General features: G+C 73.5%; 14 protein-coding genes. 3 read left to right on the forward strand and 11 right to left on the reverse strand.

Features of this window, described 5'->3' with window-relative positions:
* Window positions 1-131: 131 nt before the first annotated feature.
* Together GD632_RS02825 and GD632_RS02830 are read left to right on the forward strand one after the other, a co-directional pair.
* On the forward strand, window positions 132-563 hold the full coding sequence (locus GD632_RS02825; RefSeq protein ID WP_152188514.1) for a phage holin family protein: 432 nt from the start codon (window positions 132-134) through the stop codon (window positions 561-563).
* Window positions 560-880 carry a DUF3618 domain-containing protein gene (locus GD632_RS02830; RefSeq protein WP_152188516.1) on the forward strand — a complete coding sequence of 107 codons (321 nt, stop codon included), beginning with the start codon at window positions 560-562 and terminating at the stop codon, window positions 878-880. Before GD632_RS02825 ends, GD632_RS02830 begins: the two co-directional genes overlap by 4 nt.
* Window positions 881-935: 55 nt before the next feature.
* Here GD632_RS02830 and GD632_RS02835 read toward each other — a convergent pair whose 3' ends face one another.
* Window positions 936-1,145: a BldC family transcriptional regulator gene (locus GD632_RS02835; RefSeq protein ID WP_152188518.1), complete on the reverse strand. Its 210-nt coding sequence runs from the start codon at window positions 1,143-1,145 to the stop codon at window positions 936-938.
* 275 nt (window positions 1,146-1,420) lie between these two features.
* Here GD632_RS02835 and GD632_RS02840 point away from each other — a divergent pair, with 275 nt between their 5' ends.
* The gene (locus tag GD632_RS02840; protein ID WP_152189272.1) at window positions 1,421-1,606 is read left to right on the forward strand and encodes a DUF3073 domain-containing protein; all 186 of its coding nucleotides are present in this window, start codon (window positions 1,421-1,423) and stop codon (window positions 1,604-1,606) included.
* 92 nt (window positions 1,607-1,698) lie between these two features.
* On the opposite strand, the gene purM is transcribed toward GD632_RS02840, so the two are convergent.
* From purM to GD632_RS02890, 10 genes are all read right to left on the reverse strand, one after another.
* Entirely contained in the window at window positions 1,699-2,805 is a 1,107-nt protein-coding gene (gene purM, locus GD632_RS02845; protein WP_152188520.1) for a phosphoribosylformylglycinamidine cyclo-ligase, read from the reverse strand.
* Window positions 2,802-4,319, reverse strand: coding sequence for an amidophosphoribosyltransferase (gene purF / locus GD632_RS02850; RefSeq protein WP_226924469.1), 1,518 nt, complete (start codon window positions 4,317-4,319; stop codon window positions 2,802-2,804). Before purF ends, purM begins: the two co-directional genes overlap by 4 nt.
* A 42-nt stretch (window positions 4,320-4,361) precedes the next feature.
* Window positions 4,362-5,825 (reverse strand): RNB domain-containing ribonuclease, encoded by a 1,464-nt coding sequence (locus GD632_RS02855; protein WP_226924471.1) that lies wholly within the window; start codon window positions 5,823-5,825, stop codon window positions 4,362-4,364.
* A complete protein-coding gene (locus tag GD632_RS02860; protein ID WP_152188524.1) occupies window positions 5,812-6,180 on the reverse strand; it encodes a hypothetical protein in 369 nt (122 codons plus the stop codon). The genes GD632_RS02855 and GD632_RS02860 overlap by 14 nt, the downstream gene beginning before the upstream one ends.
* Window positions 6,181-6,221: 41 nt before the next feature.
* Complete coding sequence (locus GD632_RS02865; RefSeq protein ID WP_226924473.1) at window positions 6,222-6,596, reverse strand: sterol carrier family protein; 375 nt, start codon at window positions 6,594-6,596, stop codon at window positions 6,222-6,224.
* Window positions 6,597-6,615: 19 nt separating this feature from the next.
* Window positions 6,616-7,329, reverse strand: a complete 714-nt coding sequence (locus tag GD632_RS02870) for a copper homeostasis protein CutC (protein WP_152188526.1) — start codon at window positions 7,327-7,329, stop codon at window positions 6,616-6,618.
* A 69-nt stretch (window positions 7,330-7,398) separates the two neighbouring features.
* A complete protein-coding gene (locus GD632_RS02875; RefSeq protein WP_152188528.1) occupies window positions 7,399-7,818 on the reverse strand; it encodes a DUF2255 family protein in 420 nt (139 codons plus the stop codon).
* 57 nt (window positions 7,819-7,875) lie between these two features.
* Window positions 7,876-9,213: an NADP-specific glutamate dehydrogenase gene (gdhA, locus tag GD632_RS02880; RefSeq protein WP_152188530.1), complete on the reverse strand. Its 1,338-nt coding sequence runs from the start codon at window positions 9,211-9,213 to the stop codon at window positions 7,876-7,878.
* Window positions 9,214-9,268: 55 nt separating this feature from the next.
* On the reverse strand, window positions 9,269-11,590 hold the full coding sequence (purL, locus tag GD632_RS02885) for a phosphoribosylformylglycinamidine synthase subunit PurL (RefSeq protein WP_226924474.1): 2,322 nt from the start codon (window positions 11,588-11,590) through the stop codon (window positions 9,269-9,271).
* Between the two features lie 599 nt (window positions 11,591-12,189).
* Window positions 12,190-14,238, reverse strand: coding sequence for an acyl-CoA dehydrogenase family protein (locus tag GD632_RS02890; RefSeq protein WP_152189279.1), 2,049 nt, complete (start codon window positions 14,236-14,238; stop codon window positions 12,190-12,192).
* Window positions 14,239-14,268 lie beyond the last annotated feature (30 nt).

Below are 14,268 nucleotides of genomic sequence, written 5' to 3' on the forward strand. Positions count from 1 at the left end.
GCGCCGCAGGGGACGGTCCAGGAGCGGCTCGCGGGGCGAGGACGTGCACGGCGCGCCGATCCCCGCGATCATGGGGCAGCAACGACCGACAGCACGTCAACGGCGCTTCGGCGCGGAGAAGAGGGAGACGCGTGAGCACTGCGGGACCGCAGCACCTCGGGACCGGCCAGCAGCCGCCCGGCCGCCCGACCGTCGGTGAGCTGGTAGCCAGGATCTCCGACCAGTTCTCGCGCATCCTGCGCGGGGAGCTCGAGCTCATCCAGGTCAAGGCGGCCGCCAAGGCCAAGAAGGTCGGCGCGGGAGCGGCGATGTTCGCCGTCGCCGGCCTCCTCGGCTTCTTCGCCCTCGCGCTCCTCATCACCACCGCGGTGCTGGGTCTGGCCGAGGCGCTTCCGGCGTGGCTGTCCGCGCTCATCGTCGCGGTCGTCCTCCTCGTCGTCGCCGGCATCATCGCCCTCGTCGGCAAGAAGATGCTCCAGTCGGGCGAGGCGCCCTCCGCCGAGGAGACCAAGGCCAACCTCAAGGCCGACCTCGACGCCGTGAAGAAGGGGCTCAGCTCATGAGCGACCAGGACAAGCGCACCCCCGAGCAGATCCAGGCGGACCTCGCCCGTACCCGCCAGGAGCTGGCCGGCTCCGTCGACGAGCTCAGCTCGATGCTCGACCCGCGCGAGCAGATCAAGGAGGCGAGGTCGAGCCTCAAGGCCGCCCTCGGGCGCACCGGCGAGTCCGCCAGGCACGCGGCGAAGGGAGCCGAGGCCAAGGCCCAGTCGCTCCTGGACGACGCCAAGGGCGGGGACCCCAGGGCCATCGGCATCGTCGGCGCCGGGGTGGCCGCCCTCGCCGCCGTCCTCACGGTGGCGGCACGCCGCTCCCGCTGAGCCCCCACCACCGCACGCGCGCAGGGTCCCGGGAGGCCCTGGCGCGCGCCCCCGCTCAGCCTGCGGTGCGCTGCGCGCTCATGCCGCTCGCCAGGAGCAGCTCGTCCACCTCGCTGCGCCGGTAGCGCCGGTGCCCACCGAGCGTACGGACCGCGGTGAGCTTGCCCGCGTTCGCCCACCGGGTGACCGTCTTGGGATCCACCCGGAACCGCGCTGCCACCTCCCCCGGGGTCAGCAGCGTCTCCTCGCGGAGGTTGTCGTCCATGGTGCACCTCAGTTCCGTCACGGCCCGGGCCGGCTCACCCGCCAGATCACTCACGGTAACTCGCCCGTTTCGGGCGAAAAGCGGACGAAGGTCCCATGTCGGCCGACGGTCCGGACGTGGGGCCGGTGGGCGGAGTGAGCCGCCGCACGTGCGCTGGATGGTCGAACCCACGCTCGACCATGTACCGTGGGCACCACGAACCATGACCACATAAATGGGGCCGCACTGACACCGTCGGTGCCTGCCCCTCTTCTACGTTGGAGGGGGTCGACGCCATGGGGCGCGGCCGTCAGAAGGCCAAGCAGACGAAGGTCGCTCGCCGGCTGAAGTACTACAGCCCGGAGACCGACTACCGAGCGCTCGAGAGAGAGCTCACGTCGCAGAGCCATGACCGGGACATGCACGACTTCGAGATCCCCTCCGCAGAGGATGACGACGACTGGCGTCTCCGCTCGGACTAAGGTTCACCGTCGCCCACGGCGACGGCGTGACAGCGACACCCAGGTCGCCGCTCCCCCATGGGGGACGCGGCGACCTGGGCTGACGGCGACTCTCAGCTGCGGTACTCGCCGTGCATCCGCACGGCGCCGCCCCGCATGCCCTTGGTGCCGGTGACGACGTCGTCGTCCCGGTCGGTGAGGCGCTCCACCGTGCCCAGCTGCCACGCGTCGATGCCGGCCGCCCGAGCGGCCCGCACGGCCTGCTCCGCCGTGGAGGGGGCGAGGACCGCGACCATGCCGACACCGAGGTTGAGCGTCTGCTCGAGGTCGGACCACTCGACCGGCCCGAGACGTCGCACGACGTCGAAGACGGCCGGGACCTGCCACGAGCCGCGCTCCACGTGGCCGACGAGCCCGGCGGGCAGCACCCGGGCGAGGTTCGCCGCGAGCCCGCCCCCGGTGACGTGCGAGAGGGCGTGGAGGCCGTCGTCCTGCGCGAGCTCGAGGCACAGCCGCGTGTAGAGACGGGTGGGCTCGAGGAGCTCCTCCCCCACGGTGCGCCCGAGCTCGGCGACCTCGCGCTCCAGCGAACAGCCGCTCACCTCGAGGACCCGGCGGACGAGGGAGTAGCCGTTGGCGTGCAGCCCCGAGGAGGCGAGCGCGACGAGGACGTCGCCCTCGGCCACCCGCTCCGGGCCCAGCACGCGGTCGGCCTCGACCACGCCCGTGGCGGCGCCCGCGACGTCGTACTCGTCAGGGCCGAGGAGGCCGGGGTGCTCGGCCGTCTCCCCGCCCACGAGCGCGGTCCCGGTGAGGGCACAGGCCTCGGCGATGCCGCGGACGATGTCGGCGATGCGCTCGGGCACGACCCGCCCGCAGGCGATGTAGTCGGTCATGACGAGCGGCCTGGCCCCCACGACGACGATGTCGTCGACGACCATGCCGACGAGGTCGTGCCCGATCGTGTCGTGGACGTCCATCGCCTGGGCGATCGCGACCTTCGTGCCGACGCCGTCGGTGGAGGTCGCGAGGAGCGGGCGGCGGTACTCGCGCAGCGCGGAGGCGTCGTAGAGACCGGCGAAGCCGCCGGCGCCCCCGACGACCTCGGGCCCGTGGGTGGCGCGCAGGGCGCCCTTCATGAGCTCGACGGCGCGGTCACCGGCCTCGGTGTCGACGCCCGCCGCGGCGTAGCTGATGGGGGCTCGGTTCTCGGTGCTCACTGCGCTCCAGCGATCGTCAGGGACCCCGGGTGCCGGGGCGGGAGGACCTGGTAGTCACGCCGCTCGGCCGCGGCCTCGGCGTCCTCCACGGGCACGGGGTACTCGCCGGTGAAGCACGCGGTGCACAGCCGTGCGCGGGGCACGGCGGTGGCCTCGATCATCCCGTCGGTCGAGATGTAGCCGAGGCTGTCGGCGCCGAGCGACGCGCGGATCTCCTCGATGCTCATGCCGTTGGCGATGAGCTCGGCCCTCGTGGCGAAGTCGATGCCGTAGAAGCACGGCCACTTGACCGGCGGGGAGGAGATGCGGACGTGGATCTCCGCCGCCCCGGCCTCGCGCAGCATCCGGACGAGGGCGCGCTGGGTGTTGCCGCGGACGATGGAGTCGTCGACGACGACGAGCCGCTTGCCGGCGATGACCTCGCGCAGCGGGTTGAGCTTGAGCTTGATCCCGAGCTGGCGGATCGTGTCGGTCGGCTGGATGAAGGTCCGCCCGACGTAGGCGTTCTTCACCAGCCCCTGCGCGAAGGGGATGCCGGACTCCTGCGCGTACCCGATGGCGGCCGGTGTGCCCGAGTCCGGCGTGGGGATGACGAGGTCGGCGTCGACGGGGTGCTCACGGGCCAGCACCCGGCCCATCTCGCTGCGGGCCGCGTTGACCGAGCGGCCGGCGATCTGCGTGTCCGGTCGGGCGAGGTAGACGTACTCGAAGACGCAGCCGCGCGGACTGGGCGCGGCGAAGTGCTGGGAGCGCAGCCCGTCCTCGTCGACGACGACGAGCTCGCCGGGCTCGATCTCCCGCACGAAGGTGGCGCCGACGATGTCGAGGGCCGCCGTCTCCGACGCGACCGCCCAGCCCCGCTGCAGCCGGCCGAGCACGAGGGGCCGGAAGCCGTGCGGGTCGCGGGCGGCGTAGAGGGAGTGCTCGTCCATGAAGACGAGGGAGAACGCGCCCTCGAGGAGCGGGAGCACCTTCATCGCCGTCGCCTCGAGGGAGCGGGTGCCCTCGTCGGCGGTCCCGGACAGCAGGGCGGTGATGACGGCGGTGTCCGTGGAGCTGCCCCGTCCGAGCTCGCCGGACAGGTCCGTCCCCGACTGCTCGCGCACGAGCTCCATGAGCCGGCGCGTGTTGGTGAGGTTGCCGTTGTGGCCCAGGGCCACGGTGCCGGTCCCTGCCGGACCGAGGGTGGGCTGGGCGTTCTCCCACGCGCTGGCGCCCGTCGTCGCGTAGCGCACGTGCCCGACGGCGATGTGCCCCTGCAGCGCGGACAGCGTCTGGTCGTCGAAGACCTGGGACACGAGACCCATGTCCTTGTAGACGAGGAGCTGCTCGCCGTTGCTCGTCGCGATGCCGGCAGACTCCTGGCCGCGGTGCTGCAGGGCGTAGATGCCGAAGTAGGTGAGGCGGGAGACCTCCTCGCCCGGCGCCCAGACCCCGAAGACCCCGCACTCGTCCTGGGGAGGGGCTTCCCCCGGGAGCAGGTCGTGACTCAGCCGTCCGTCTCCGCGTCGCACGTGTGCCATGGTCCCACACCCCGGCGGGTGCCACCGGGTCTGTCAGACAGGTGAGAAACGCACCCGCCGCCCCGGGACGTCGACCTCCTCCAGCCGGACGGTCATCTGCTCGCCGAGCGGCAGCCCGGGCGCCCGGACGGAGGCCTCGACCGCGGGCTCGGCGATGACGACGGTGCCGCGGGCGCCGTCGTCGTCCTCGTCGACCTCGACGACGACACCGCGGAACTCCTCCCCGACCCGCCCCTCGAGGACCAGCGCCTCGACCGCGTTGACCGCGCCCCGCTCGTAACGCCCGGCCCGCTGGGTGCCGCGGGCCATGACCCGGGGCAGCTCGGGCAGCGCGGCGTGCACCCACTCGGGAACCGGCTCGCCCGCGCAGACGGCGCGGCACACCTCGAGGCCGGCGCGGTCGACGAGGCGGCGCAGCGGCGCGGTGACGTGGGCGTAGTGGGCGGCGATGGCGGCGTGCCGGGTGTCGCCGTCCTCGTCCTGCCCGAGGACGGCGTAACCGGCGCCGCGGAAGAGCGTGGTCGCCTCGGTGAGGAAGGCGGCGTGGGCGGGGACGGCGGAGTCGAGCGTGGGGAGGAGGTCGGAGTAGGAGACCTCCTCGGGCCACGGGATGCCGAGGCCGTGGGCGGTGCGGCGCAGGCGGGCGAGGTCGCGCGGGTCGGCCGGCGGCAGGGTGCGCAGGATGCCCACGCCGGCGTCGCGCATGAGCTCGGCCGCGCAGATGCCGGTGAGGAGGGAGATCTGGGCGTTCCACTCCTCCACGGGGAGGGTGGCGCGGAAGGCGAGGGCGTAGCCGCCGTCACGGGCGACGACCTCCTGCTCGGGGATCTCGAGGGAGACTCCGCCGCGTGCCCGCTGCTGCGACAGGCGCAGCTCACCGACCCGCCGCAGCAGCCCGGGCAGGGCAGGCGGGACGGCCGGGTCGCTGCCGCCGTCGACGACGCCCTGGACCTGGGTGTAGGTGAGCTGGGCGCGGCTGCGCACGACGGCCCGGCGGACCGAGGCCTCGCGGACCGCGCCGTCGGCGGCGAGCGCGATGCGCCACAGGTAGGCGGGGCGGTCCTGGTCGGGCAGGAGGCTCGCGGCGCCGGCGCTGAGGGTCTCGGGGTGCAGGGGCGTGGAGCCGGTGGGGCCGTAGACCGTGACGCCGCGCTCGTGGACGGCGGCGTCGAGGGCACCGCCGGGCGTCACGAAGGAGGCGACGTCGGCGATGGCGTAGTGGACGACGAAGCCCGCGCCGTCCTCCTCGAGGTGGACGGCCTGGTCGAGGTCACGGGAGCCCGGCGGGTCGACGGTGACGAGGGGGAGGTCGCGCGCGTCCGGCAGCGCGGGCAGCGGGCTGCGGGCGGCCTCCTCCGCCTCCCGCAGCGCCTGGGGCGGGAAGGCGACGGGGATGTCGAGCTCGGCGCGGAGCCGGTCGAGGGCATCGGCGACGCGCGCCGGCGGGGCCGGCAGGTGGAGCTGGCGGGTGCGCACGCCGGGGTCAGTCCCGGCCACGGCGGCGCACGGATCGACGGTCGGCGACCAGCGCCCAGGTGAGGCCCGCGAAGACGCCGACCGTGCCGGTCGCCAGGAGCAGCAGGAGGAAGAGGGTCCCCGGTGAGACGTTGTCGGCCCCCACCGGGAGGACGCTGAGGACGGCCGCGACGACGACGCCGAGGAGGAAGCCGAGGAACCCGAAGCGCCCGTAGCGGGGCGCGCGCCGCACCCGGCTCGGGTCCGCGACGTCGACCACCCGGGCCACGGGCCCGTCCTCGGCCGGCGGGGCGGCGTCACCCGCCGGCGGGGCGGCGTCCGCGTCCGGGGCGGCGGGTTCGGGTGACGCGGCGGAGGCGGGGTCGGGCGTGCTCACCCGGCCAACCTACCCCGCGGCCGGCGCGCTCTCGCTCGCTGCTACCGCGTGATGAGCGGGAGCACACCGGACAGGTCGGCGCGGACCCCGGAGGCCGTCACCGCGCCGGACCTGCGGGCCTCGTCCCAGGAGAGGCGGCCGGTCGCCATGCGCAGCCACGTCTGCATGTCGGTCTCGACGACGTTGGGCGGGGTCCCGCGAGTGTGCCGCGGCCCGGCGATCGCCTGGACGGCCGCAGCCGGGGGCACACGGACCTCGACGGAGCTGCCGGGTGAGCTCACCGCGAGCTCCTCGAGGGTGAACCGGACCGCGGTGCGGACGACGGCGGCCGGCACCTGCTCCCCGGCGTCCTCGGCGCTGCGCCACCGGCGCAGCGCCGCCATGCCCTCGCCCGGGTCGATGCGTCGTCGTGCCACGGACCCACCGTATCGGGGGTCAGCGGCCGGCGAGCGCGGCGCTCACCGCCTCGAGCGTCGACCGGTCGGTGACGTCGTACCCGGAAGGGCCGCCTCCCGGGCCGGTGGGTCCGCCGTCGGGGACGCGGCGTCGCGCCGAGAGGTGGACCGCGTCGACCCCGGTGCCGAGGAGGCCCGGCACGTCCTCGGCCCGGACGCCGCCACCCGCCATGACCTGCAGGCGCCCGCCGGCGGCCTCGACCATGCGACGCAGGGCGGGCACGCCGTCGGCGACGGTCGGGGCACCACCGGAGGTGAGGACCCGGGTGAACCCGAGCCCGGCGAGGTCGTCGACGGCGGCGGCGGGGTCCTCGAGGACGTCGACGCAGCGGTGGGCGGTCACCTCGAGCCCCTCGGCGGCGTACTGCAGCGCCTCGAGCGCGTGCCGGTCCAGGGTGTCCCGCGCGGTGAGGGCGCCGACGACGACGCCCGCGGCCCCGGCGTCGACGATCGCCTCGATGTCCCGCACCATGAGGGACACCTCGGTCGCGGAGTACCGGAAGCCCCCGGGCCGGGGGCGGACGAGGACGTGGACGGGGATGCCCGTGGCCACGACCGCCTCGACCATGGCGATGCTCGGGGTGAGACCGCCGACGTCGAGCGCCGAGCAGAGCTCGACGCGGTCCGCGCCCGTGTCGAGGGCAAGCGCGGCCCCGCTCGCGTCCTGGACCGCGACCTCCAGCTTCACACCCATGCCCCCACGATCCCGCATGTGGCCGGTGGGCGTCGCCCGGGGCCGGCGTGACGGCGGCCTCAGCGCGGCTCACACCTCCGAGGGCCCGACCCGGAGCGTGGCGGCACGCGCCTCCTCGCTCCGTGTCGGGTCGATGGAGGAGCGCGGCGCGTGGGCGTACTTGCGCTCGAGCTCCTCGTCGATGCGGTCCTGCACGGGGTCGTCGGCGGGCACGTGCGTGACACGGACCGGCTCGCGCGGCAGGGTGAGCGCGGCGCCGCGGTCACGCTCCGCGACGGCACCATCACCCAGGACGATCGCGACCGGTCGGCCCGACACCGCGTGCCGGTACCACCACGAGCCCGCGCCGAACGCGGAGCGCAGGTAGGGCACGCCGTCGACCACCATCGCCCAGATCGGCGTCGCGACCCGGCTACCGCCGGCCCGCGTCGTCACCACCGCGACGACCTCGGTCCGGTCGAGGACGTCCCTCACGTCGTCGAAGCTCATGACGAACCGAACCGCGGGAACCCCGAAGGTGTTCCCGCGGTTCGGTGACGACCTCGGTCAGATGACGCCCTGGGCGAGCATCGCGTCGGCCACCTTGATGAAGCCGGCGATGTTCGCCCCGACGACGTAGTCGCCCGGACGGCCGTACTCGTCGGCGGTGGCGGCGCAGCGCGCGTGGACGTCCCGCATGATGTCGGCGAGACGCTCCTCGGTGTACTCGAAGGTCCACGAGTCCCGGCTGGCGTTCTGCTGCATCTCCAGCGCGGACGTCGCGACGCCGCCGGCGTTGGCCGCCTTACCGGGGGCGAAGAGCGTGCCGGCCTCCTGGAAGAGCCGCAGCGCGTCCGGGGTGGTGGGCATGTTGGCGCCCTCGGCGACGGCCACGACACCGTTCTTCAGCAGCGTGCGCGCGTCGTTCTCGTCGAGCTCGTTCTGGGTGGCGCAGGGCAGCGCGACGTCGGTGGGGACGTCCCAGATGGAGCCGTCCGTGACGAGTCGGGCACCGGGGCGACGGTCGACGTAGTCCTTGCCACGGCCGCGGTCGACGAGCTTGATCTCCTTGAGGAGGTCGAGGTCGATGCCGGCCTCGTCGACGACGTAGCCGGAGGAGTCGGAGAACGCGATCGCGGTGGCCCCGAGCTGCACCGCCTTCTCGATGGCGAAGATCGCGACGTTGCCGGAGCCGGAGACGGTGACGCGGCGGCCGTCGAGGTCGTGGCCCTTCGTCGCGAGCATCTCGTTGGCGAAGAGAACCGTGCCGTAGCCGGTGGCCTCGGTGCGCACGAGCGACCCGCCCCAGCTGATGCCCTTGCCGGTGAGGACGCCGGACTCGTAGCGGTTGGTGATGCGCTTGTACTGGCCGAAGAGGTAGCCGATCTCGCGCTGACCCACGCCGATGTCGCCGGCGGGGACGTCGGTGTACTCACCCAGGTGGCGGTACAGCTCGGTCATGAAGGACTGGCAGAAGCGCATGATCTCCTGCGTGCTCCGACCGCGGGGGTCGAAGTCCGAGCCGCCCTTGCCGCCGCCGATCGGCATGCCGGACAGGGCGTTCTTGAAGATCTGCTCGAAGCCGAGGAACTTGACGATGCCGAGGTACACCGAGGGGTGGAACCGCAGGCCGCCCTTGTACGGCCCGAGCGCGGAGTTGTACTCCACGCGGAAGCCGCGGTTGATCCGCACCCGGCCGGCGTCGTCGACCCACGGCACGCGGAAGATGATCTGCCGCTCGGGCTCGCACAGGCGCTCGAGGACGGCGGCGTCGACGTAGCGCGGGTTCTTGCGCAGGACAGGACCCAGGGAGTCGAAGACCTCACGGACGGCCTGGTGGAACTCGGCCTCACCGGGGTTGCGGCGCAGGACCTCCTCGTAGGCGTGCTCGAGCTGCTGTTCCATGGACCACTCCTTCATCTCAGACGTTCAGGGCCCGGCGGGGGCGCCGGGGTGGTGCTCAGCCGAAGTAGGCGGGGAGGGTCGCCGTGGCGGCCTCCCGCAGCTCGCTGAGCGGCAACGTGCCGACACCCTCGATGTCGAGCACGGGACGGCCCTCGTGGGACTCGGGGCCGGTGTCGTCGGTGGTCCCGATGCGCAGCAGGGCCACGCCGCGGGCGGTGCACAGGTCCTGGAGGTGGACCTCCTGGCTGCGCGGGACCGAGACGACGGCGCGTGCCCCGGTCTCGGAGAACAGGGCGGTGGCGAGGTCGACGCCGTCGCGCTCGCACAGCGCGGTGAGGTCGACGCGCGCGCCGACGTCGAAGCGCAGGCACGAGTCGACGAGCGCCTGGAGCAGGCCGCCGGCCGACAGGTCGTGCGCGGACTCGACGATCCGGTCGCGGGAGGCGTTGACGAGCACCTCCGCGAGCCGCCGCTCGGCCGCGAGGTCGACGGCGGGGGGCCGGCCACCGAGGTGGCCGTGGACGACGTCGGCCCACACGGATCCGGACAGCTCCTCGGCGGTCGTGCCGAGCACGTAGACGGCGCGCCCGGGCGCCGTCCAGCCGGAGCGGGTGGCGCGGCTGACGTCGTCGATGACGCCGAGGACACCGACGACGGGCGTCGGGTTGATCGACGAGTCGATGCGGCCGGGCTCACCGGTGCCGTTGTACAGGGAGACGTTGCCGCCGGTGACGGGCACGCCGAGCTCGGCGCACGCGTCGGCCAGGCCGGTGATGGCCTGGACGAGCTGCCACATCGCGTCCGGGTCCTCGGGGGAGCCGAAGTTGAGGCAGTCGGTGACGGCGGTGGGCTGGGCGCCCACGGTCGCGACGTTCCGGTACGCCTCGGCGAGCGCCTGCCGGGCCCCGGTGTACGGGTCGAGCTTGGTGAAGCGGCCGTTGGCGTCGGTGCTGATCGCCACGCCCAGGCCGGTGGCCTCGTCGACGCGGACCACGCCGGCGTCGTCGGGCTGGGCCAGGGCGGTGTTGCCCTGGACGTAGCGGTCGTACTGGTCGGTGACCCACGACTTGCTCGCGAGGTTGGGGGAGGCGACCAGGCGCAGCGCCTGCGCCCGCAGCTCCTCCGAGCTGCCCGGACGGGGCAGCCGCTCGGCGTCGTCGGCGTTGAGGGCGTCCTGCCACGCGGGGCGCGCGTAGGGGCGGTCGTAGACGGGGCCCTCGTGGGCGACGGTGCGCGGGTCGACGTCGACGATCCGCTCGCCGTGGTGGTCGATGACGAGGCGGCCGGTGTCGGTGACCTCGCCGATGACGGAGGCCTCGACGTTCCAGCGGCCGGTGATCGCGAGGAACTCCTCGAGCCGGTCGGGCCGCACGACGGCCATCATCCGCTCCTGGGACTCCGACATGAGGATCTCCCCGGCCGTCAGCTGCTCACGGAGCAGGACGTTCTCGAGGTGGACGTGCATGCCGCCGTCGCCGTTGGAGGCGAGCTCGGAGGTGGCGCAGGAGATGCCGGCCGCTCCGAGGTCCTGGATCCCCTCGACGACCCCGGCCGCGAAGAGCTCGAGGCAGCACTCGATGAGGACCTTCTCCATGAAGGGGTCCCCGACCTGCACGGCGGGCCGCTTGGTGGGGCCCTCGCCGGTGAAGGTCTCGCTCGCGAGGATCGAGGCGCCGCCGATGCCGTCGCCGCCGGTGCGCGCCCCGAAGAGGATCACCTGGTTGCCGACGCCGGAGGCGTTGGCGAGGTGGATGTCCTCGTGGCGCAGGACGCCCACGGCGAGGGCGTTGACGAGCGGGTTGGTCTGGTAGGAGGCGTCGAACTCGGTCTCGCCGCCGATGTTGGGCAGCCCGAGGCAGTTGCCGTAGAAGCTGATCCCGGAGACGACGCCGTGGACGACGCGCGCGGTGTCGGGCTGGTCGACGGCCCCGAAGCGGAGCTGGTCCATGACGGCCACGGGCCGCGCGCCCATCGAGATGATGTCGCGGACGATGCCGCCGACGCCGGTGGCGGCGCCCTGGTGCGGCTCGACGAAGCTCGGGTGGTTGTGCGACTCGACCTTGAAGGTCACCGCCCAGCCGTCGCCGATGTCGACGACGCCGGCGTTCTCCCCGATCCCGACGAGCAGGTGCTCGCGCATCGCCTCGGTGGTCTTGTCACCGAACTGACGCAGGTGGACCTTCGAGGACTTGTACGAGCAGTGCTCGGACCACATGACCGAGTACATGGCGAGCTCGGCGGCCGTGGGCCGACGGCCGAGGATCTCGACGATCCGGGCGTACTCGTCGTCCTTGAGGCCCAGGTCCCGGTAGGGGAGGGTGTGGTCCGGTGTGGCCGCGGCGTTCGCGACGGTGTCGGACCGCTGCTCGTCAGACATCGGTGCCCCGTGACAGGACGGTGAAGGCATGCACGGCGGACAATCTACAGGCCTGCGGGGCGGGTGGTTGAGGCGGCCACCAGGCGGACCTGTGCGGCCGGCGTTCGCCGGGGCAGCTCCACAGGCCCGGCCCGGGTGGGTGCCATCCACGGGACGAGGGCACTTTTCGGCGTTATGCCGCGGGAATGTCGGTGGTCGGTCCTAGCCTGGAGACATGTCCAGCACCGACGCGACCGGCCCCGGTGCACCGCCCGCGGTGGTGCTGGGCGCGGCCGAGGTCGGTGAGATGAGGCGGCTGCTCGAGGGGTTGGCCCCGGGAGGGCAAGGTCTCACCGAGGCCGAGCGCATCGACCTCCTCCGCGAGCTGGAGGGCCTCAAGGCTGCGGCATCCGGTGCGCAGGCGGCGGCCACGGGCCCACCTCGAGGCGAAGGTACGCATCATCGTCGGGCACTCTGGCGCCAGGACGCGCTACGAGCAGGCCAACGATGCCGACACCCACGAGCGCGGCTGCGACTCCGGCGCCCGGCCGCTTCAGTCGCTCGTCGTGTTCAGTGGGTCGCGGACTGCGCGGGCGCCGGCAGGGGCGCCCGCGCGGGATCTAGCCGAGCCGCTCGGGCAGGGCGCGGCGGCGGCGCTGGAGCGCCGCGGCCTCCTCCTGGCGGGCGCGCTCCACGCCGGAGGCGATCGGTGCCCGCAGGTGCTCGGGGGTGTAGCCGAAGGCGTCGACGAGGTCGACGGCGTGCGGCCGCAGCCGAGTGAGCAGCCGGTTGATGTAGCCGGTGACCACCCGGGCGCGCTGGGCGGTGATCCGTCCGTTGACGAGGTACCAGGCGAGGTTGCGCTCGATGCGCTCCAGCCCGTAGAGGTCACGCAGCCAGGTGAGCACCTCACGCGTGGTGCCGGCGGGCGCCTGGTCGAGCGCGGCGGTAAAGGCCTCCCACTGGAGCAGCTCGGCGTGGGCGCGCGCGGCGCCGATGAGGGCGTCCTGGTGCTCGTTGAAGACGGCGGCCGCCTTCTCCGGCGGTGCGTCCCTCACGTCGCGCAGCGCACCGGCGATCTCCGCGACCATCGTCTCGACGCGGTCCTCGAGCAGCTCGCGCTGCGCCTCCGGGTCGCGCAGCTGGCCCACGGAGCGGGCCTTGGAGCCGGAGTCGAGCACCGACTGCGCGGCCCGCCGCAGGGGCGTGCGGTGCAGGGCCATGTCCCCGGCGCGGGCGGCGACGAAGCGGGCGGCACCGGCGATGTCGATCTTCGCCATCGCCCGGCCGTAGTCGGTGAGGAGCCGCTTGCCCACGAGCTGGAGGAGGACGTTGTTGTCCCCCTCGAAGGTGGCGTACACGTCGAAGTCCTGCCGCCAGGTGACGAGGCGGTTCTCGGCCATGTACCCGGCCCCGCCGCAGGCCTCGCGCGACTCCTGGATCGCCTCGAGCGCCAGCCAGGTCGCCGTCGGCTTGAAGGCGGCGGCGAGCGTCTCGAGGTCCTGGCGCGACTCGTCGTCGTCGTGCTCGCCGTTGAAGACCTCGTGGAAGCGCTCGAGGAGGACGCCCTGGGAGAAGGCAGCGGCGTAGGTGCGCGCGACGAGCGGGAGGAGCCGGCGCTGGTGGCGCTGGTAGTCGAGGAGCGTGACCTCGCGGTGCTCGTCCGCGCCGGTGAACTGACGCCGCTCGTCGCCGTAGCGCACCGCGATCGAGAGCGCCGCCTTGCTCACGCCGACGGCCGCGCCGCCCAGCGAGACGCGGCCCTGGACCAGGGTCCCGAGCATCGTGAAGAAGCGACGCCCCTTGCTCGCGATCGGGGAGGAGTAGGTGCCGTCCGCTGCGACGTCGCCGTAGCGCCGGAGGAGGTTCTCGCGGGGCACACGGACGTGGTCGAACCACAGCTGACCGTTGTCCACGCCGTTGAGCCCACCCTTGGGACCGTCGTCCTTGCCGCCGATGCCGCTCAGGAACCGGAGCTTCCCGTGCTCGTCACGCTCGCGGAGCGGCACGTAGAAGGCGTGGACGCCGTGGTTGCGGCCCTGGGTGTAGAGCTGGGCGAAGACGACCGCAGCGATCCCGTGGACGGCGGCGTTGCCGATGTACTCCTTGCGGGCCGAGGGGAAGGGGGTGTGGAGGACGAACTCCTCGGTGGTGGGGTCGTAGGTGGCGGTGGTGGCGATCGATGCGACGTCCGAGCCGTGGCCCACCTCGGTCATCGCGAAGCAGCCGGGCACCTCGAGCCGCATGATCGGCGGCAGCAGTCGCGCGTGCTGCTCGGGCACGCCAAGGTGCTGGACGGCCGAGCCGAACAGCCCCCACTGCACCCCGCCCTTGATCTGGAGGGAGGGGTCGGAGAGGAAGAGCTCCTCGAACCCGGCGAGGTTGCCGCCCGGGTCTCCCCCGCCGCCGACCTCCGTCGGGAAGCCGCGCAGCACCTCGCCGCGGCCCACGAGCTCGCGCAGCTGCCACAGGACACGCTCGCGGTGCTCGGCGACGGTCTGGTCGGGCAGGCGCTGGAAGTCCGGCTCGAGCGCGAGGTCGCGCGAGGCGCGGCGCTGCTCCTGCCAGCGGCCGTCGAGCAGGTCCCCGACGGCGCGGCCGTCGAAGGCCTCGCCGGAGGCCACCGCGGTGTCCGGGCTCATCGCCGACGTCGCGGTGCTCACGGACATGGGCTGCGCCCCGGGAGGGAAGTCGGGCAG

Source organism: Georgenia satyanarayanai, from assembly GCF_009193135.1.
GTDB lineage: Bacteria > Actinomycetota > Actinomycetes > Actinomycetales > Actinomycetaceae > Oceanitalea > Oceanitalea satyanarayanai.